The 17,825-nt window shown below is 60.8% G+C and carries 18 protein-coding genes; 5 read left to right on the forward strand and 13 right to left on the reverse strand.

Annotated features, from left to right (window positions below; genetic code table 11):
• Window positions 1-35 precede the first annotated feature (35 nt).
• From JAB4_RS24065 to JAB4_RS24075, 3 genes are all read right to left on the reverse strand, one after another.
• A complete protein-coding gene (locus tag JAB4_RS24065) occupies window positions 36-605 on the reverse strand; it encodes a cyclophilin-like fold protein (protein WP_175444723.1) in 570 nt (189 codons plus the stop codon).
• A gap of 25 nt (window positions 606-630) precedes the next feature.
• Window positions 631-1,773, reverse strand: a complete 1,143-nt coding sequence (locus JAB4_RS24070; protein ID WP_070224521.1) for an MFS transporter — start codon at window positions 1,771-1,773, stop codon at window positions 631-633.
• A gap of 90 nt (window positions 1,774-1,863) precedes the next feature.
• The gene (locus JAB4_RS24075; protein WP_070224520.1) at window positions 1,864-2,955 is read right to left on the reverse strand and encodes an alpha/beta hydrolase; all 1,092 of its coding nucleotides are present in this window, start codon (window positions 2,953-2,955) and stop codon (window positions 1,864-1,866) included.
• A 221-nt stretch (window positions 2,956-3,176) separates the two neighbouring features.
• Between JAB4_RS24075 and JAB4_RS24080 the strand changes: the two genes are divergently transcribed.
• A complete protein-coding gene (locus tag JAB4_RS24080) occupies window positions 3,177-4,091 on the forward strand; it encodes a LysR family transcriptional regulator (RefSeq protein ID WP_070224519.1) in 915 nt (304 codons plus the stop codon).
• Between the two features lie 289 nt (window positions 4,092-4,380).
• A complete protein-coding gene (locus JAB4_RS24085) occupies window positions 4,381-6,804 on the forward strand; it encodes a TonB-dependent receptor (protein ID WP_070224518.1) in 2,424 nt (807 codons plus the stop codon).
• 84 nt (window positions 6,805-6,888) lie between these two features.
• On the opposite strand, the gene JAB4_RS30795 is transcribed toward JAB4_RS24085, so the two are convergent.
• Window positions 6,889-7,446, reverse strand: coding sequence for a PEP-CTERM sorting domain-containing protein (locus JAB4_RS30795; RefSeq protein WP_227742023.1), 558 nt, complete (start codon window positions 7,444-7,446; stop codon window positions 6,889-6,891).
• A gap of 338 nt (window positions 7,447-7,784) precedes the next feature.
• Here JAB4_RS30795 and JAB4_RS24095 point away from each other — a divergent pair, with 338 nt between their 5' ends.
• Both JAB4_RS24095 and JAB4_RS24100 read left to right on the forward strand, forming a co-directional pair.
• Complete coding sequence (locus JAB4_RS24095) at window positions 7,785-8,396, forward strand: DUF2185 domain-containing protein (RefSeq protein WP_070224516.1); 612 nt, start codon at window positions 7,785-7,787, stop codon at window positions 8,394-8,396.
• Window positions 8,393-8,746, forward strand: coding sequence for an MmcQ/YjbR family DNA-binding protein (locus tag JAB4_RS24100; RefSeq protein WP_070224515.1), 354 nt, complete (start codon window positions 8,393-8,395; stop codon window positions 8,744-8,746). The genes JAB4_RS24095 and JAB4_RS24100 overlap by 4 nt, the downstream gene beginning before the upstream one ends.
• Here the strand turns inward: JAB4_RS24100 and JAB4_RS24105 are convergent.
• From JAB4_RS24105 to JAB4_RS24140, 8 genes are all read right to left on the reverse strand, one after another.
• Window positions 8,743-9,675 carry a CysB family HTH-type transcriptional regulator gene (locus JAB4_RS24105; protein ID WP_070224514.1) on the reverse strand — a complete coding sequence of 311 codons (933 nt, stop codon included), beginning with the start codon at window positions 9,673-9,675 and terminating at the stop codon, window positions 8,743-8,745. The genes JAB4_RS24100 and JAB4_RS24105 overlap by 4 nt on opposite strands.
• Window positions 9,676-9,688: 13 nt before the next feature.
• Complete coding sequence (locus tag JAB4_RS24110; protein WP_034747519.1) at window positions 9,689-10,759, reverse strand: sulfate ABC transporter ATP-binding protein; 1,071 nt, start codon at window positions 10,757-10,759, stop codon at window positions 9,689-9,691.
• 1 nt (window position 10,760) lies between these two features.
• Window positions 10,761-11,687: a sulfate ABC transporter permease subunit CysW gene (gene cysW, locus JAB4_RS24115; protein ID WP_070224560.1), complete on the reverse strand. Its 927-nt coding sequence runs from the start codon at window positions 11,685-11,687 to the stop codon at window positions 10,761-10,763.
• Window positions 11,684-12,493 (reverse strand): sulfate ABC transporter permease subunit CysT, encoded by an 810-nt coding sequence (gene cysT, locus JAB4_RS24120; protein WP_070224513.1) that lies wholly within the window; start codon window positions 12,491-12,493, stop codon window positions 11,684-11,686. Before cysT ends, cysW begins: the two co-directional genes overlap by 4 nt.
• Window positions 12,494-12,772: 279 nt before the next feature.
• Window positions 12,773-13,411 carry a peroxiredoxin gene (locus JAB4_RS24125; protein WP_070224512.1) on the reverse strand — a complete coding sequence of 213 codons (639 nt, stop codon included), beginning with the start codon at window positions 13,409-13,411 and terminating at the stop codon, window positions 12,773-12,775.
• A 43-nt stretch (window positions 13,412-13,454) separates the two neighbouring features.
• Entirely contained in the window at window positions 13,455-14,021 is a 567-nt protein-coding gene (locus JAB4_RS24130) for an alpha/beta hydrolase (protein ID WP_070224511.1), read from the reverse strand.
• A 44-nt stretch (window positions 14,022-14,065) separates the two neighbouring features.
• Complete coding sequence (locus JAB4_RS24135) at window positions 14,066-15,070, reverse strand: sulfate ABC transporter substrate-binding protein (RefSeq protein ID WP_070224510.1); 1,005 nt, start codon at window positions 15,068-15,070, stop codon at window positions 14,066-14,068.
• Between the two features lie 130 nt (window positions 15,071-15,200).
• Window positions 15,201-15,584 (reverse strand): diacylglycerol kinase, encoded by a 384-nt coding sequence (locus tag JAB4_RS24140; protein ID WP_070224509.1) that lies wholly within the window; start codon window positions 15,582-15,584, stop codon window positions 15,201-15,203.
• Window positions 15,585-15,737: 153 nt separating this feature from the next.
• Here JAB4_RS24140 and JAB4_RS24145 point away from each other — a divergent pair, with 153 nt between their 5' ends.
• Window positions 15,738-16,517, forward strand: coding sequence for an IclR family transcriptional regulator (locus JAB4_RS24145; protein WP_046685991.1), 780 nt, complete (start codon window positions 15,738-15,740; stop codon window positions 16,515-16,517).
• A gap of 104 nt (window positions 16,518-16,621) precedes the next feature.
• Here the strand turns inward: JAB4_RS24145 and pbpG are convergent, their stop codons facing one another.
• The gene (gene pbpG / locus JAB4_RS24150; RefSeq protein WP_070224508.1) at window positions 16,622-17,695 is read right to left on the reverse strand and encodes a D-alanyl-D-alanine endopeptidase; all 1,074 of its coding nucleotides are present in this window, start codon (window positions 17,693-17,695) and stop codon (window positions 16,622-16,624) included.
• Window positions 17,696-17,825 lie beyond the last annotated feature (130 nt).

The raw sequence follows: 17,825 nt of genomic DNA on the forward strand, positions 1-17,825 counted from the left end.
GTTTCTTGTATAGCGAAGCCATGTTCGCTTCGATCTCAGGCTTCTACATCTGTGCTATCCAGGTGGCAAGCGCCACCACCGGGTATTGACTGGTATTGGATAAACTCGACCTGGGCCCCATGCCGGCCCAGTGCCTGGGCCAGACCTTCAGGATCGGCTACGCGGCCAATGGCCGAGTAGGCATACGGTGACGTAAATGTCTTGTAGAAAACCACGACGGTCTTCGTACCGTACAGCATGAGGTCGCCATTGCGTATGGTGCCTGGCCGCGATGCATTGACAGGCAGCGCCTTCGCCAGATCCGCATGCTTTTCGTTTCCGTTGAGTTCGGCCATATCCAGCGTCAGCGGCAGCATTGCGGCAAAGGCGTGCCCCGTCGCGTTGTCGGACAAGGTGACGGCGAAGCGGCGTTCGCCCACGCGCATCGATAAGCGCAACCGCTCGGGCTTGAGGGACGCGCCAGCGGCGACCGGGACCGGGACCGGAGCGTATGGCACGGAAGCGGGCTGCTGCCGGGCTTCCCAAGCGCCGAGGGAGAGCAGGCCCAGCAACAGGCCCAGTCCATGCCGGGTGCCGGTGGGAACTGCTGGCTTGCACGTGATCATAGTCTGCTCCTTCCTTGTAAAGGATTCAAGCTGCCCGCAACGCTTGCAGGCGCGAGGTCAGGAAGGCCGCCAGCAGCAGTAAGGCCGCACTGGCGATGAATGTGCTCTGGTAGCCACTTTTGTCGAATAGCAAGCCGCCGACCGTGGAGCCGAGGGCGATGGCGAGTTGCACGACAGCGACCATCAGGCCGCCACCCGCCTCTGCATCCCTGGGCAGCGTTGTTGCCAGCCATGACCACCAGCCTACCGGCGCGGCGGTCGCGACCAGGCCCCATATGCCCAGCAATACCGTCACGGCAGCGACCTTGCTGCCAAAGACGGTCAGCGCCACGGCGATCAGGGCCATCAGGATGGGAATGCCTACCAGCGTCCGGAAAAAATGCCACTTCAAGAACTTGCTGATGATGGTGGTGCCGATGAAGCCGCCTGCGCCGATTGCCAGCAGAATCAGCGGCAGCGTGGAGATGTCTACCCGCGTAACGCTTTCAAGGTAGGGGCGCAAATAGGTGAACAGGGCGAACTGTCCCATGAAAAACGTGCTGACAGCCAGCATGCCCAGGGCAACCTTCGGGTCCTGCAGCAGTTTGAAGACGTTGCGCGAACCGGCCGACCCGGCCTGAGGCGGCATGGAAGGCAGGCTGATCCACTGCCAGAGAAAGGCAATCAAGGCCACGGGCACCAGGCAGAAGAATGCGCCACGCCATCCGATGACGGAACCGAGGTAACTGCCCAGTGGCGCGGCAACAACGGTCGCCAGCGCATTGCCGCCATTGAAGATGGCCAGGGCACGCGGCACCTGATCCGATGGCACCAGGCGTATCGCGGTGGCGGCCGACAATGACCAGAAACCTCCCACCACCACGCCGATCAGTGCGCGGCCGACCATGTACAGGAAGTAATTCGGCGCCATCGCGACAACAGCCCCGGAGACGGCCATCAGTGCTGTCAGCCCCAGCAACAGGGTCTTGCGGTTCATGCTGCCAGTCATTGCTGAAATCGACAGGCTGGTGAGTACCGCAAACGCGCCGGAGATGGCGATCCCCTGCCCTGTCAGGCCTTCGCTGACCAGCAGATCCCTGGCCATCGGCGTCAACAGGCTGACCGGCATGAACTCCGAGGCGATCAGCGCGAAAACGCAGAGCGTCATCGCAAAGACACCGCCCCACATGGCCGCCTGCGCTCCGGTATTGCCGTGCCCGCGGACGCCATCTTGAGGCGCGCTGCTCGCGCTGCTTATCGGTACTGTCATGGTATGCGCCTATGCCAGATGCTGGTGGAAGAAGGCCTGCAGCTTTTCCCACGGGATGAGTTTCACGCGGTCATACAGGTCGACGTGTCCGGCGCCTGGCACGATCACCAGTTCCTTGGGCTGGGCCGAAAGCCGGTAGGCCTCTTCGCTGAATTCTTTGGAGTGCGCCTGGTCGCCCGTGATGAACAGCATGGGACGCGGGGAAATCGTCTCGATGTCGTTGAACGGATAAAAGTTCATGAACTTGACGTTGCTGGCCAGCGTCGGGTGCGTCGTCAGCTCGCGCGACGATCCTGCCGGCGTGAACTCTCCGCGCGGGGTGCGATAGAAGTCATAGAACTCGCGCTGGATCGGATGCGTATTGCCATCGCGCTTGTGCACGGTGCCGCCCGTGTACGCGATTGCGCCACCGGTAAATTCCACGTAGCGCTGTTGCGCCGCCTCGGCAATGATCTGCTTGCGTTGCTCGAGCGTCTGCGAGTGGTTCAGCGCATTGCGGTTGGCCGCGCCCATGTCGTACATGCTGACAGTGGCAACGGCCTTCATGCGCGGATCGATCTTGGCGGCGCTGATGACGAAACTGCCGCTGCCGCAAATGCCGAGAACGCCGATGCGTTCCCTGTCGACGAACGGCTGGGTGCCCAGATAGTCTACCGCCGCACTGAACGCTTCGGCATAGATGTCCGGCGCCACGGCATTGCGTGGCTGGCCTGCGCTTTCACCCCAGAACGACTGGTCGATGGCCAGCGTGACGAAGCCCTGTTCGGCCAGCTTTTGTGCATACAGGTTCGAGCTTTGCTCTTTCACCGCGCCCATCGGATGGCCGATGATGATCGCCGGATGCCTGGAATTCCGGTTGAGGTTCTTGGGCGTGAAGAGATTCCCGACCACCTTCATTTTGTACTGGTTGTCAAACGCGACCTTTTGCGCGACGACGGTTTCGCTCCGGTAGAAATTGTCAGCCTGGTTCGACATATCAGGCACGGGCTTGCTTTCGGCAGCGAACGCGGAACCACCTGCAAGGGACAGGCTGCCCAGCACGGCCATGCCGGTGCCAGCAGTCTTGAGGAAATCGCGGCGCGCTACATCATTGATGGTCATCTCTGTTCTCCAGTTCGTGCGTTTGTGATGGGTTGAATACCTTGGCGACATCGTACGGGGCACTTGCCGCATCGGCGCACCGGAAACCCGAACAGGTATATGCGCCACAGCCATGAATGTTCTGTATATTTATATGAAAATTCGCACACTCCCCCTTGGTATCATCGCTTGCAGGGCACTACCACGGGATACCCTTCACCGCCGGTTCAGGAATGATGCACATGGCCAGAGACAATATTATTGATATTCTGATATTTTTTGAGGTGGCCCGCCAACGCAGTTTCACGCGTGCCGCCGTCAAGCTCGGCATGTCCCAATCCACGCTCAGCCACATCATTCGTGACCTGGAAGCGCGGCTGGGCGTGCGGCTGCTCAATCGGACGACGCGCAGTGTTTCACCGACAGAAGCAGGCGAGCGCCTGCTGACCAACGTCGCGCCGCGACTGGAAGAGGTCAATGCCGAAATCGCTGCTGTCAGCGATTTGAATGGCAAGCCGGCGGGTACCGTGCGCATCACCGCCATCGACCATATTATCGATACGCTGCTGTGGCCAAGGCTTGCGCCAGTACTGCCCCAGTATCCCGATCTGCATATCGAGATTCAATCCGATTACAAGCTGGTCGATATCGCGGCGGACCGCTATGACATCGGCGTGCGCTACGGCGATCAAGTCGAGGAGGACATGATCGCCGTGCGGCTCACGCCCGACATTCCGACCATAATCGTCGGTTCGCCAGACTACTTCTCCTGGCATGCGCAACCGGCCAGCCTGCAAGAGCTGCTGAAACATAATTGCATCACGCTGCGCCTCGCCAGCAGTGGCGGCATTTACGCGTGGGAGCTCCAGCATGAGGGGCGCAATGTGGAAGCGCGGGTGCGTGGCCAGACCGTGTTTACCAGCGCCGTTCCCATGGTGCAAGCCGCCTTGAGCGGCAATGGCCTGGCCTTCGTGACGGCAGATATGGTGGCCGAGCATGTACGCGAAGGCCGCTTAATCAGCGTCATGCGTGACTGGTGTGGAAAGTTTCCTGGCCTCCATGCTTACTATCCCAGCCGCCGCCATGAATCGCGGGCGCTGCGGATCGTCGTCGAAGCGATCCGCCACCGGGAGTCCATTCCGGGTCAGCCGCATTGAGACTGCCAGTACCGCCCCGGCCGCCATCCAGCCCGATCCGGGGAATGCATAGTCGCATTTATACAACACTGAGCAATTTACTGCTGTGCAGCATTGCGGCCTTGCCGTGCCCGGTCGTATGCTGGAAACGAGGCCATATGCGCTACGCGCACCATGTTGACGTCTTTCAGATATTTATTGCATATCGATAGACAGAACGATTCGTAAGCACGCCGCGTGCCCACTGTTAATCTGATTGCATCACCGGACCGCCATGGTCCGCGCAACCACAACCGAAGAGATATCGTCGATGAGTTCAAGCACCGCCCGCTCCCAGCGTCCCGCCCTCCCCGTAAAAACCGTCATCGCCGCCAGCCTGGTGGCCTGCTTCAGCCTGCCGATGCAGGCGCAAGCGCAGCAAGAGCTGCCCGCCGAAGGCGAATTGCAATCGGTGGTCGTCACCGGCACCTTCGCCAAGAACCGCCGCACCATCGATTCCGAATCGCCGATCGACATCCTCACTTCGCGCGACCTGCAAAGCACGGGTTCGGGCGAACTGGCCACCGTGCTGGCGCGCCTGCTGCCATCGCTGAACTTTGCCCGCGCCACGGGCGCCGACGCCAGCGACGCCGTGCGTCCGGCGCAGTTGCGCGGCCTGTCGCCCGACCAGACCCTGGTACTGGTAAACGGCAAGCGCCGCTATACATCAGCCGTGGTCAACGTCAACGGCTCGCTGGGCCGCGGCTCGGCGCCGGTCGACCTGAACGCCATTCCCCTGGCCGCCATTGACCACGTGGAAGTGCTGCGCGATGGCGCAGCGGCCCAGTACGGTTCCGACGCGATTGCCGGCGTGATCAACATCATCCTGAAAAAAGGCGCGGCCGGCGGCGATATCGAAGTGGGCTATGGCCAGACGCAGGAACGCGACGGCAAGCAAAAATCCATCAAGGGTTCGGCCGGCTTCGCCCTGGGCGAGGACGGCTGGGTGCGCGTCTCGGCCGAAGTGGCGGAACGCGACCCGACCAACCGCGCCGGTGCCGATTTCCGCAACCCGCTGGAACCGCGCTACGGCAAGGTCAACCAGCGCTATGGCGACCCGGAAAGCAAGCCGGCAACGATTTTCCTCAACAGCGAATACCACATCAGCGACAACCTCGACTGGTATGCCTTCGGCAATTACGGCAAGCGCGACACGTCGGCCGCCGCCACCTGGCGCACGGCGCTGATCACGGACCCGAATAATTCGAAGCAGTTCGTCCAGCGCACGCCACTCTTCCCGGAAGGCTTTTTGCCATTGCAAAACAGCACCCTGACGGACCAATCCCTTGTCACGGGCTTGCGCGGCGAAGCGGCCGGCTGGCGCTGGGATGCCAGCCTCAATTACGGCAGCAACAAGTTCGAGCTGGACCTGGACAATACGGTCAACCAGTCGCTGGGCGCCAACAGCCCCACGCATTTCTATGCGGGCTCGCTGAAAAACGAACAAACGGTGTTCAACCTCGATGCGGCGCGCGAATTTCCCGTGTCTTACTTTACGGGCCCGCTGACGGTGGCCGTGGGCGCCGAAGCGCGCCATGAAAAGTACAGCATCGGCGCCGGCGATGAAGCATCGTACACGGGCGGCGGTTCGCAAGGCTTTGCCGGCTTCCGTCCTGTCAACGCGGGCAGCCACTCGCGCCACAACGAGTCGGTCTATGTGAACCTGGAAGCGGAAGCGACGAAGAAACTGTCGGGCGGCGTGGCCCTGCGCCATGAGCGCTACAGCGATTTCGGCAGCACCACCTCGGCCAAGGGTTCGGCCCGTTATGCGTTCACGGACGCGCTGTCCCTGCGCGGCACCGTGTCGAGCGGCTTCCGCGCGCCGTCGCTGGCGCAGCAGTACTACACCATCACCACCACCAATTTCCAGGTCGTCAACGGCGTCAACACGCCGATCGAGACGGGCACCTTCGCCGTCAACACGCCGCAGGCGCGCGCTCTGGGCGCACAGGATCTGAAACCGGAAAAGGCACGCAACTACAGCCTGGGCCTGCAGTTCCAGCCAACCCGCAACTTCACCACGACGGTGGACGCCTACCGCATCGACATCGACAACCGCATCCTGTTCTCGGCCAATCTGGTCCTCAACAATGCATTGAAAAACGTCCTGGCCGCACAAGGCACGCCTGTGGGCTCGGGACGCTATTTCACCAACGCCGTCGATACGCGCACGGAAGGCGTGGACATCGTCAGCACCTACCGCATCGACCTGCAGGACAAGGACCGCCTCGACCTCACCGTGGCGTACAACCACAACAAGAGCACGGTACAGAAAATCGCCGGCAATCCGGACATCCTGACGGCCAACAACCTGAAACTGATCGACCGCCAGAGCATCGACCGCATCACGGTGGCCTCGCCGAAGGACAAGTTCAGCCTGGCGGCCGACTACGGCTTCGGCATCTGGAATGCGCACGGCGTCGTAACGCGCTACGGCAGCTTCACCGTGCCGCAAAACGACGTCAAGCTCGACCAGACGTATGACCCGCAATGGGTGCTGGACGTGTCCGGTTCCGTGAAACTGGGCAAGAACTGGCGCCTGGTGGCCGGCATCGACAACGTCACCAACCGCTATCCGGCGCAAGTGACGAGCGCGGGCAACCTGAACGTCAACGGTACCCAGCCTTACAGCATCTTCGCGCCGAACGGTTTCAACGGCCGCTATTACTACGCCAAGGCTGGCTATAGCTGGTAAATACCGCTCCGCCATGCAAAAAGCCCGCGCATCTTCCGATGCGCGGGCTTTTTTTCATGTCTTGCGCCCGCAGGCGCTGCAGGCTCAGGCGCGGCGGCGGCGCGCGGCAAAACCGACCAGGCCCAGGCCCAGCATCAACATGCCGTAGGTCGCTGGCTCAGGCACGGCCGAGACGGAACTGTAGGCGCGGAAATTGCTCAGGCCGCGCGGCAGATTGCTGATGGTGATAAGCGTATTGGCGGCCAGCGGCGCGTCCCAGTGGAACAGCAGTTCGCCACGGCCATAGTGCACGGCCAGGTAGTCGAAGCTGGACTTGACGGTGAACGAACCGGACTTACCGCTTTCCAGGTCGCCCTGGGCGGCAAAGACCAGGGAACCGGTGCCGCTGGATGGCAGACCAAACTTGCTGCTGACCAAGCTCTGGATGGCGGCCGCGCTTTGCGGGCCAGACGGGTTGGCACCGTCAAACACCCAGACCGAGTCCGCTGCCACGCTGCCGTAGGTGACGGTCTTGCCGCCCACCAGGAAGCCGCTCATGGCGGGATCGGTGATTTCCACCCAGTTCGCCGCCTGGGCCAATGGCGCCAGGCAAGCCGAGACAGCAAGGCAGAGACCCAGCACAGCATGTTTAGTCGTGTTCATAATTTCCCCTATTGATAAATTTCAAAAAACACAATGTTGATTATATTTTTGTTATATTTTTTTGCGATTGAGCAAAAGATATCATTCAGGAAATCAAAATGCAATAAAAGAAACAAATTTTACCATTGGTATTTTCAATCGGTCTCATCAGTTTCTTGCCGAGTCCGGCTATGAAGGGGCTTGCCGCCCTCCTTGCCATGACCGGGCGCTGGTCGGGGAAGCAGGATTGTTGTAGATCAGCACATGCCAAGCGGCAATGGCAAGCCTGCAGGTATGCGTGGTCATCCTGACACGCAATCGGCTACCATGGGGTTTACTCTTCTTGATGACGGATAACCATGCCCAGCTGGCACCTGGCAGACGCCGCCGAACTGGCGGCGCGCCATCCCTACACATTCTATAAATCGCCGCCCGAAGCCATCGCCCAGGTGCGCCCCGGCGAGGTGGTCAAGCTGATCTTCGCCTTCCACAGCGACGATCCGCAGGCGCCGGGCGCCGAGCGCATGTGGGTGCTGGTCGACACGGTCGAGCCGCATGGGCACTTTACGGGCAAGCTCGACAACATGCCCGGCTACATCGCCGATTTGCGCGCCAAAGACCCCATCGCCTTCGCGGCGCGCCACATCATCAATACCCAGCACGACGATGACGATAACCTCGTCAACCGCTACGCGGGCCTGTGCTTCGTCACGAAACGCGTGCTGGAAGACGGCGCGCCCGTCGGCTACCTGTACCGCGAAGCGCCGGACAACGACGACGACAGCGGCTGGCGCTTCACGGCCAACGACGAGAGCGACGACTACATCAACGACAGCGCCAACGTGGCCCTCGTGTCGCTGGGCGCCGTGCTCAGCGTGGACGACCGTTTTATTGCGCTGCTGGACGCCCCTGCCGGCGCGGCCTATGCCTTCGACCGCAACACGCAACAATTCATGGCGGTGGACGAATGACAACAGATGAACTGAAGGAATTTTGCGCGGCCCTGCCCGGCGCGCAAGCCGTGCTGTACGGTGCGCCGTCGAACATCCTCGTGTATGAAGTGAGCGGCAAGAAGTTTGCCTATTTCAAGACCAGCGCACCGGAACAGTGGCGTTTCAGCCTGCGCGCCAGCGCCGGGCGTTTCATTGAACTGACGGACATGCCGGGCGTCAAACCGGCCCGCTACATGGGCCGCTTTCACTGGGTCACCATCGTCGATGTGGCGCGCTTCCCCACCGATTACCTGGCGGAACTGGTGCAGGATAGCTACGCGCGCGCCGTGGCCAGCCTGACGCGCGTGCAAAAGGCGGCCATCGCCTAGAGGGCTTCCTCGCCCGCCATGGCGCGGTCGATGTCTTCGCGCGTCAGGTCCGGCGCCAGCTGCAGGATGAACTCGTAGGCGTAGGCACGCAGGTAGGCGCCTCGGCGCACGGCCAGGCGCGTCGTGTTGGTGGCGAACAGATGCGACGCTTCCACCGCGCGCAACCCTTTGTCGCGGCCATGGTCGAAGGCCATCGAGGCGACGATGCCCACGCCCAGGCCCAGCGCCACGTATTGCTTGATGACGTCCGAATCCATGGCCGTGAGGATGATGTCCGTCGTCACGCCCGCCTTGGCGAACGCATCGTCGATATGGCCGCGTCCCGTGAACCCCTTGTCGTAAGTAATCAACGGATATTTCGCCAGGTCTTCCAGGCGGATCGGCGAATGTTCGAGCAGCGGGTGGCCGTCCGGCACGACGATCAGATGGCTCCAGCGGTAGCACGGGAACGACACGAGGTCGGGGAACTGGCTCAAGCCCTCCGTGGCGATGCCGATATCGGTCTTGCCCGACAGCACCCATTCCGCGATATGCTCGGGCGCGCTTTGCTGCAATGCGATGCGCACGTCAGGGAAGGCGGCGCGAAAGCCCTGCACCACTTTCGGCAACGCATAACGCGCCTGCGTGTGCGTGGCCGCCACCGACAGGGTGCCGCTGGTCTGGCCGCTGTATTCGAGGCTGGCCTGCTGCAGGTTTTCCGCCTCGATCAAGAGGCGGTCGACGATCTTCAAAATGCCCTTGCCCGGCTCCGTCAAGCCCGTCAAGCGCTTGCCGTTGCGCTCGAAAATCACCACGCCCAGCTCATCTTCCAGTTCGCGGATCTGCCGGCTCACGCCCGGCTGCGACGTGAACAGCGCATTCGCCACTTCCGTCAGGTTATAGCCGCGGCGGGCCGCTTCGCGGATCGAACGCAGTTGTTGAAAGTTCATATATTTTCAGCCTTTAGGTTCTTGTTGGTTCAACGAACACGTGGAGGCGTTTCGGGCGGACTACCAAGGTTTCGCCTTCCTTCAGCTGCAAATGAGTAAAACGCTCGTTCGACATCACCGCTTCAATCAGCTCGCTGTTATCGACGCGCTGCAAGTCCAGCTGGGCCAGCGGGCCGATCGCATGGGCGCGGCTCAACTTCACCACGATGCCTTCGGCGCCCTGCGTGTAACGGTCGATTTCCAGGTCGTGCGGACGCACATAGGCCGTGCCCTTGCTGTCACTCACGCCCGCATAATCGGGCACCTCGAAGCTGGCGTCGCCCGTCGCCATCACGCCGTCATGCACGCGGCCGTGGAACAGGTTGACGTTGCCGAGGAAGCCGTAGACAAACGGCGAGGCCGGGTGGTTATAGACTTGCTCTGGGGAACCGAGTTGCTCGACGGTACCCTTGTTCATCAGCACGACCTGGTCGGCCACTTCCAGCGCCTCTTCCTGGTCATGCGTGACGAAAATACTGGTCACGTGCAAGTCGTCATGCAGGCGGCGCAGCCAGCGGCGCAATTCCTTGCGTACCTTGGCGTCGAGCGCGCCGAACGGTTCGTCGAGCAGCAGCACGCGCGGCTCGACAGCGAGGGCGCGCGCCAGGGCGATGCGCTGGCGTTGCCCGCCCGACAGTTGCGGCGGATAGCGGTCGGCCAGCCAGTCCAGCTGCACCAGCTCCAGCAAATCTTTCACTTTACGGCGGATCTGGTCTTCCGACGGCCGCTCGCTGCGCGACTTCACGCGCAGGCCGAACGCCACGTTTTCGAACACCGTCATGTGCTTGAACAGCGCGTAATGCTGGAACACGAAGCCGACCTGCCGCTCGCGCACGTGGCGGTTCGACGCGTCTTCCGCATCGAGCAGCACCTGGCCGCTGTCCGGATGTTCCAGACCGGCTATGATGCGCAGCAAGGTGGTCTTGCCGCAACCCGACGGGCCCAGCAGGGCCGTCAATTCGCCGGCGGGAAAGTCCAGCGAGATATTGTCGAGGGCGACGAAATCGCCGAAGCGCTTGTGGATGTTTTTAACTGCGATGGTCATATCAGTGCTCCGTAGAACGTAAGGCGGAATCGTCGGCGTCGCTCTCGTTCAAACGCCACTCAATGAAAGCTTTCAGGGCCAAAGTCACCAGCGCCAGCAAGGCCAGCAGCGAGGCAACGGCAAACGCGGCGGCGAAGTTGTACTCGTTGTACAGAATCTCCACCTGCAGCGGCATGGTGTTGGTTTCGCCGCGGATATGGCCGGAGACGACGGACACGGCGCCGAACTCGCCCATGGCGCGGGCGTTACACAGGATCACGCCATACAGCAAGCCCCACTTGATATTCGGCAAAGTGACTCTACGGAAAGTGTTCCAGCCCGAGGCGCCCAGCACGATGGCGGCCTCTTCCTCTTCGCTGCCCTGCGACTGCATCAGCGGGATCAGTTCGCGCGCCACGAACGGGAAGGTGATGAAGATGGTGGCCAGCACGATGCCGGGCACGGCAAACAAAATCTTGATGTCGTGCGCCTGCAGCCACGGGCCGAACCAGCCCTGGGCGCCGAACATCAGCACATAGATCAGGCCGGAAATCACCGGGGAAACGGAAAACGGCAAGTCGATCAGGGTCAATAAAATGCTTTTGCCGCGGAACTCGAACTTGGCGATGCACCAGGAAGCGGCCACGCCGAATACCAGGTTCAGCGGCACGGCGATGGCGGCCGTGATCAGGGTCAACTTGATGGCGGAAATGGCGTCCGGATCGATGATGGCGGCGATATACGCTTCCCAGCCCTTCTTGAACGCTTCCGCAAACACGGCCACCAGGGGCACGATCAGGAAAGCCGTCAGGAACAGCAAGGCGATGGTGATCAATACCGTGCGCACCCACAGCGGTTCCAGCACCACGGGGCCGACGTTCGGCTCGAAGCGGCGCACTTTGGGCAGCGCAGTGTCCACGCCAGCGGCGGCAGTCGTATTCGTACTCATGATTTCTTCGCCTTTCCGCGCGTCCATGCTTGCAGCAGGTTAATCGTCAACAACAGCAGGAAAGACACCACCAGCATCACCACGGCGATGGCCGTGGCGCCTGCGTAATCGTATTGCTCCAGCTTGGTAATAATGAACAGCGGCGTGATTTCCGACACCATCGGCATGTTGCCGGCGATAAAGATCACGGAACCGTACTCGCCCGTGGCGCGGGCAAAGGCCAAGGCAAAGCCCGTCAGCAACGATGGCAGAATCGTGGGGAAGATAACGCGGATGAATGTTTGCAGGGAATTGGCGCCCAGGCTGGCGGCCGCTTCTTCGAGTTCCTTTTCCGCGTCTTCCAGCACTGGTTGCACGGTACGCACGACGAAGGGCAAGCCGATGAAGGTCAGCGCCACCACCACGCCCAGCGGCGTGAACGCCACCTTGATGCCCAGCACGCCTTCGATGAACTGGCCGAACCAGCCGTTCGACGAATACAGGGCCGTCAGGGTGATGCCGGCCACGGCCGTCGGCAAGGCGAACGGCAAGTCGACGAGCGCATCGATGATGCGCTTGCCGGGAAACTTGTAGCGCACCAGCACCCAGGCCAGGATGCCGCCAAACACCACATTCAGCAGGGCGGCGATCAGCGAAGCGCCAAACGTCAGGCGGTACGAGGCCATCACGCGCTCGGACGTGACGGCGCTGAAGAAGGCGTCCCATGTCATGGTGAAGGTTTTCAGGAACACCGAGGACAAGGGAATGAGGACGATCAAGGCCAGGTAAAAGAGCGTGAAGCCCAGTGACAGCTTAAACCCCGGCATGACCCGAAACGGCGCTCCGCGCGCCTTGGGCGGCGCTAGTGTTGCTTCAGACATGGAAACCCCTTCTTATTACATTTTTGAGTTATAGGGCGCAATAATCACATGCAATCGTTATAAAAAGAACTAACCATTTCTCATTTGCTTAGATGGATTTTGCATACTTGCCGGCAGAATCTGCAGACGAAAAAAAACGCACCGGCGAGGTGCGTTTTTGCTTCTTAGACATATTTATACCCGAGACAAATGCTGGGGTCAGACCCGACGGGTCTGACCCCGGAATTACTTGTTGGGCTGCGGCGTGAGGCGCAGATATGGCTTGGCGGCCGTAAAGCCCTTCGGATATTTCTGCTTGATCACGTCCGGGTCTTGCACGGTCAGTGGAATGATGACGTCGTCGCCATCGTTCCAGTTGCCGGGCGTGGCTACCGTGTAGCCGTCCGTCAGCTGCAGGGCATCGATGACGCGCAGGATTTCATTGAAGTTGCGGCCCGTACTGAGCGGATACGTGAGGATCAGCCGCACTTTCTTGTTCGGGTCGATGATGAAGACGGAGCGCACGGTGGCCGTGACGGACTGTTCCGGGTGGATCATGTCGTACAGCACCGACACTTTCTTGTCGACGTCGGCGATGATGGGAAAGCCCACGACCGTGTTTTGCGTCTCTTCGATATCCTTGATCCAGCTCTTGTGCGACTCGGCCGCGTCCACGGACAGGGCGATGGCCTTCACGTTGCGCTTGTCGAATTCCGGCTTGAGCTTGGCCGTCAGGCCCAGTTCCGTCGTGCACACGGGGGTAAAGTCGGCCGGATGGGAAAACAGCACCACCCAGGAATTGCCCGCCCACTCGTGGAACTTGAGCGGGCCGATCGAGCTGTCTTGTTCAAAATCAGGGGCGACATCGCCCAGGCGTAAAGTCATCGTGATCTCCTTCAGAAGTTGTGTGGCGAAGATGTTCGTCGTATCAGGCTGCCTGACGGTGGCGCTTGTCGCTTTGTGCCAGATCAAACAGTGTTTGCAGCTGCGCCTGGCCATAGACCCAGTCGCCAAGGCGCGATTCGGCGTTGATATGGCCCAGCGCACCGCCATCAATATACTTGCAATTCCAGCGCCGCGCCCACTGCGCCGCGTGCTCGGCCGTCATCCACGGGTCCGTCTGGCTGGCGATCAGGATGCCGGGGCAAGGCAGCCGCTTTTGCGGCAATGCCTTCGCCACGCCAAACTTGTCGGGGTCGGCCGGCCCCACCAGCAGCACGCCGGCCACGCCCTGCGGGTCGCGCGCCAGGCTGTGCGCCGTCGTCAGGCAGCCGAAGCTGTGGGCGACGATCAGGGTGGGGCGCGCATCCTGCCGCCGCACCTGGTCCAGGCGCGCCGACCAGGTCGCCAGGTCGGGTTCATTCCAGTCGTCCTGCTCGACCCGCTCGAATTGCGGATACAGGCGCTGCCAGCGGCTCTGCCAGTGCTCGGGACCGCTGTTATGCAAGCCCGGCACAATCAGTACCCGGTAATCGGAAAAGCTGCGCAGCGCCATGATGGTTCCTTTTAGTAACGGTCTGGCAATCGTGCCATCCGGTATTACTTAGGCTGGTAGATCTGGTCGAAGATGCCGCCGTCGGCAAAGTGCGCCTTCTGTGCCGCCGTCCAGCCGCCGGCCACCTGCTCGATGGTGAACAGGTTGACCTTGGCGAACTGCGACGCGTATTTCTTTGCCGCCTTGTCCGTTGCCGGACGGTAGTAATTCTTGGCGATGATGTCTTGCGCCTCGTCCGTGTACAGGTAGTTCAGGTAAGCCTCGGCCACCTTGCGCGTGCCATGCTTGTCGGCAAACTTGTCGACGACGGCGACGGGCGGCTCGGCCAGGATGCTGACGGACGGCGTGATGATGTCGAACTTGGTCGGACCCAGCTCCTTGACGGCGAGATACGCCTCGTTTTCCCAGGCGATCAGCACGTCGCCGATACCGCGCTCGACGAAGGTGGTGGTGGCGCCGCGCGCGCCGGAATCGAGCACGGGCACGTTTTTATACAGTTTGCCGAGGAAATCCTTGGCCTTCGCTTCGCTGCCGCCCGGCTGGCGCAAGGCATAGCCCCAGGCTGCCAAGTGGTTCCAGCGGGCGCCGCCCGAGGTTTTCGGATTCGGCGTGATGACGGACACGCCCGGCTTGATCAGGTCATTCCAATCCTTGATGCCTTTCGGGTTGCCCTTGCGCACCAAGAAGACGATGGTCGAGGTGTAAGGCGAGCTGTTGTGCGCCAGGCGCTTTTGCCAGTCGGCGGCCAGCAGCTTGTGCTCGGCCAGGGCGTCGATGTCATAGGCCAGGGCCAACGTCACCACGTCCGCTTCCAGGCCGTCGATGACGGCGCGCGCCTGCTTGCCGGAGCCGCCGTGCGATTGCTTGATCTTGACGTTGTCGCCCGTCTTGCCTTTCCATTCCTTGGCAAATGCCGTATTCACATCCTGGTACAGCTCGCGCGTCGGGTCGTACGACACGTTGAGCAGGGTGATATCGGCAGCCTGCGCCGTTTGCAGAATGGCAAACGCGCTGATGGCGGCGGCAATGATGATTTTTTTCGACAGCATCTAAGATCCCCGTATGGTTGAACTTTCAGAGCCACCAGATTACGGCGCAACGGCCGCAAAGAGAACGAAGCGTTTCGCCGTTTGATATGCGATTTTCGCATATGGACGGCGCGCAACGGGGATTTAGTGCTTAATAAAAACGGTTGAACAGCACCACGGACCATGTGGCAAAGGCCAGGATACACGTGAGCAGCACGGCGGCGCTGCCGAAGTCCTTGGCGTTTTTCGACAGCGGATGGCGCTCGAGCGAGATGCGGTCGACCACGGCTTCGATTGCCGAATTGATCAGTTCGACGATCAGCACCAGCAGCAGCACGCCGATCAGCACCAGCTTTTCAAAGGCGGAGATGCGCAGCAGCAAGGCGATCACGGTGCCGACGACGAACAGGCCCAGTTCCTGGCGGAACGCGTGTTCATGCCGCCAGGCCGCTTTCAAGCCGTCGAGCGAGTAGAAAAAGGCGGAAAAAATCCGTTTCAAGCCGCTTTTGCTCTTGAATTCATTGACAGGTTGCATAGTTTTCCATGGTTCAAAGTCCATCCAGCCGCCAATTATGACGGCCAACATGAGAATTGTGACAATTTATTCGCTGAATATCTCGGAACATTTCACTATTTTTTCACATCATGGTATAAAGATGCATGAATACTGCATTGCACCAAATCCATCATGAAAATTGAACCGGTCGCAGCCCCAAAGACGACGATCCAGGTGATCGAACGCATGGTCGCCCTGCTTGATGCCCTGGCCAAATATTCGGACCCGGTCAGCCTGAAGGAATTGTCAAAAGTGTCCGGCCTGCACCCCTCAACGGCGCACCGCATCCTCAACGACATGGTGCTCACACGCTTCGTCGACCGTATCGAACCGGGCACGTATCGGCTGGGCATGCGCCTGCTGGAACTGGGCAATGTGGTGAAAAGCCGCCTCAGCGTGCGCGAAGCGGCGCTGGATTTCATGCGCCAGCTGCACAAGAAAACCCAGCAAACGATCAACCTGTCCGTGCGCCAGGGCGACGAGATCGTCTACATCGACCGCGCCTTTTCCGAGCGCTCGGGCATGCAGGTGGTGCGCGCCATCGGCGGCCGCGGCCCGCTGCACCTGACATCGACGGGCAAGCTGTTCCTGTCCGTCGATGAACCGAAAGCCATCCGCGCGTATGCCACGCGCACGGGGCTGGCCGGGCACAACAAGAATTCCATCACGGATCTGCAAAAGCTCGAGCGTGAGCTGAGCCTGGTGCGTGAACGCGGCTATGCGCGCGACAATGAAGAGCTGGAACTGGGCGTGCGCTGCATGGCCGCCGGCATCCGCGACGATTCGGGCAAACTGATCGCCGGCCTGTCGATCTCCGCCCCCGCCGACCGCCTGCAGGATGAGTGGCTGGTGGACCTGGTGGAAACGGCGAATCAGATTTCCGTCACCCTGGGTTTTATTCCACAGGACTAAAGCTGGGGTCAGTCTTACAAGATCGGAATTTCCTCCGTTGAGGAAATTCCCCCGGCGGGTCTGACCCCAGTCGACGCCGCCATGGACATTCGCATTAAACTTAATTAACCGCCGGGCAGACTCATGTTGGCGGGTTTGAGTGCCTCCAGCCACTTGCGCATGCGTCCCGCATCGGCCGTACGCGACTGTTTCCCCTTGGAATCGAGGAAGACCATGATCACGGCCCGTCCTTCGATGACGGCCTGCATCATCAGACAACGTCCCGCCTCATTGATGAAGCCCGTCTTTTGCAAGCCGATTTCCCAGCCCGGGTTGGCCACCAGATGATTCGTATTGCCAAACTGCATAGGCTGGCCGCTGGCTTCGACGATGGCTTTCGGGTCCGTCGAGTACTCGCGCAGCAGCGGATGGCGGAAGGCGGCCATGGCCAGCTTGCCCAGGTCGCGCGCGCTGGCCACGTTCATTTTCGACAAGCCGCTGGAATCGACGTAATGCGTATCCATCATGCCCAGCTGGCGCGCCTTGCTGTTCATGGCGTCGACAAAGGCCGGCAAGCCGCCCGGATAATTGCGTCCCAGGGCCGAGGCGGCACGGTTTTCCGAGCTCATCAGGGCGATGTGCAGCATATTCGCGCGCGTCAATTGCGAACCCACTTTCAGGCGCGAGCTGCTGAACTTGGCACGGTCGACGTCCTCGTCCGTAATCGTCAGCACTTCATCCATGTCCTGGTGCGCTTCGACCACCACCAGGCCCGTCATCATCTTGGTGATGGAGGCGATGGGCAGGGCGACATTCGAATTCTTTTCAAACAGCACTTCCGAATTGTTCTGGTCCAGCACCAGCGCCACGCTCGACTTGAGATCGAGCGGATCGCGCGTGAGGTTCAGGCCCGCCAGGTCGCCCATGGTCGGCATCGGGGCGGCCATGGGCACGGCCACGCTGCTGACTTTTTGATAGATGACCTTGCGTTTGCCGCGCACCATGACGACCCGGCGCACGCTCTTTTCGCGTGGCGCGGCCGTCGCGCCCTTGCGCAGCACGATCTTGATTTTCTTGGTGTTGTGTTTCTTGGAGGCTGAGGATTTGCCGTTCGCTTCCCTGGCGTGCACGGCCGCAGCCGGCGCCAATGCAAACAGCAGGGAAGCCAGGATACCCAGCGCAAGTTTAAACTTAGCCATTCGATAATTCCCCGTGAAGCTGTTGCCTTATTGCAGTGTAGCGAAATGCAGAGTATTCGCAAGCCTATTTAACAGTTACGACAGTATTTATTGCAGCACTGAAATACAAATCGTTGGCGATCAGCAAACA

It is taken from the genome of Janthinobacterium sp. HH102 (genome assembly GCF_001758625.2).
In the GTDB taxonomy this organism is placed as follows: domain Bacteria; phylum Pseudomonadota; class Gammaproteobacteria; order Burkholderiales; family Burkholderiaceae_D; genus Janthinobacterium.

Excerpts from the sequence above, each read along its gene's own strand:
- JAB4_RS24145 (WP_046685991.1), top strand. The coding sequence starts at position 15,738 with ATGAAAATTGAACCGGTCGCAGCCCCAAAGACGACGATCCAGGTGATC.
- JAB4_RS24080 (WP_070224519.1), top strand. The coding sequence starts at position 3,177 with ATGGCCAGAGACAATATTATTGATATTCTGATATTTTTTGAGGTGGCC.
- JAB4_RS24105 (WP_070224514.1), bottom strand. The coding sequence starts at position 9,675 with ATGAACTTTCAACAACTGCGTTCGATCCGCGAAGCGGCCCGCCGCGGC.
- JAB4_RS24130 (WP_070224511.1), bottom strand. The coding sequence starts at position 14,021 with ATGGCGCTGCGCAGCTTTTCCGATTACCGGGTACTGATTGTGCCGGGC.
- JAB4_RS24065 (WP_175444723.1), bottom strand. The coding sequence starts at position 605 with ATGATCACGTGCAAGCCAGCAGTTCCCACCGGCACCCGGCATGGACTG.
- JAB4_RS24095 (WP_070224516.1), top strand. The coding sequence starts at position 7,785 with ATGCCCAGCTGGCACCTGGCAGACGCCGCCGAACTGGCGGCGCGCCAT.
- JAB4_RS24135 (WP_070224510.1), bottom strand. The coding sequence starts at position 15,070 with ATGCTGTCGAAAAAAATCATCATTGCCGCCGCCATCAGCGCGTTTGCC.
- JAB4_RS24100 (WP_070224515.1), top strand. The coding sequence starts at position 8,393 with ATGACAACAGATGAACTGAAGGAATTTTGCGCGGCCCTGCCCGGCGCG.
- JAB4_RS24110 (WP_034747519.1), bottom strand. The coding sequence starts at position 10,759 with ATGACCATCGCAGTTAAAAACATCCACAAGCGCTTCGGCGATTTCGTC.
- JAB4_RS24140 (WP_070224509.1), bottom strand. The coding sequence starts at position 15,584 with ATGCAACCTGTCAATGAATTCAAGAGCAAAAGCGGCTTGAAACGGATT.
- JAB4_RS24125 (WP_070224512.1), bottom strand. The coding sequence starts at position 13,411 with ATGACTTTACGCCTGGGCGATGTCGCCCCTGATTTTGAACAAGACAGC.
- pbpG (WP_070224508.1), bottom strand. The coding sequence starts at position 17,695 with ATGGCTAAGTTTAAACTTGCGCTGGGTATCCTGGCTTCCCTGCTGTTT.
- cysW (WP_070224560.1), bottom strand. The coding sequence starts at position 11,687 with ATGAGTACGAATACGACTGCCGCCGCTGGCGTGGACACTGCGCTGCCC.
- JAB4_RS24075 (WP_070224520.1), bottom strand. The coding sequence starts at position 2,955 with ATGACCATCAATGATGTAGCGCGCCGCGATTTCCTCAAGACTGCTGGC.
- JAB4_RS24085 (WP_070224518.1), top strand. The coding sequence starts at position 4,381 with ATGAGTTCAAGCACCGCCCGCTCCCAGCGTCCCGCCCTCCCCGTAAAA.
- JAB4_RS30795 (WP_227742023.1), bottom strand. The coding sequence starts at position 7,446 with ATGAACACGACTAAACATGCTGTGCTGGGTCTCTGCCTTGCTGTCTCG.
- cysT (WP_070224513.1), bottom strand. The coding sequence starts at position 12,493 with ATGCCGGGGTTTAAGCTGTCACTGGGCTTCACGCTCTTTTACCTGGCC.
- JAB4_RS24070 (WP_070224521.1), bottom strand. The coding sequence starts at position 1,773 with ATGTGGGGCGGTGTCTTTGCGATGACGCTCTGCGTTTTCGCGCTGATC.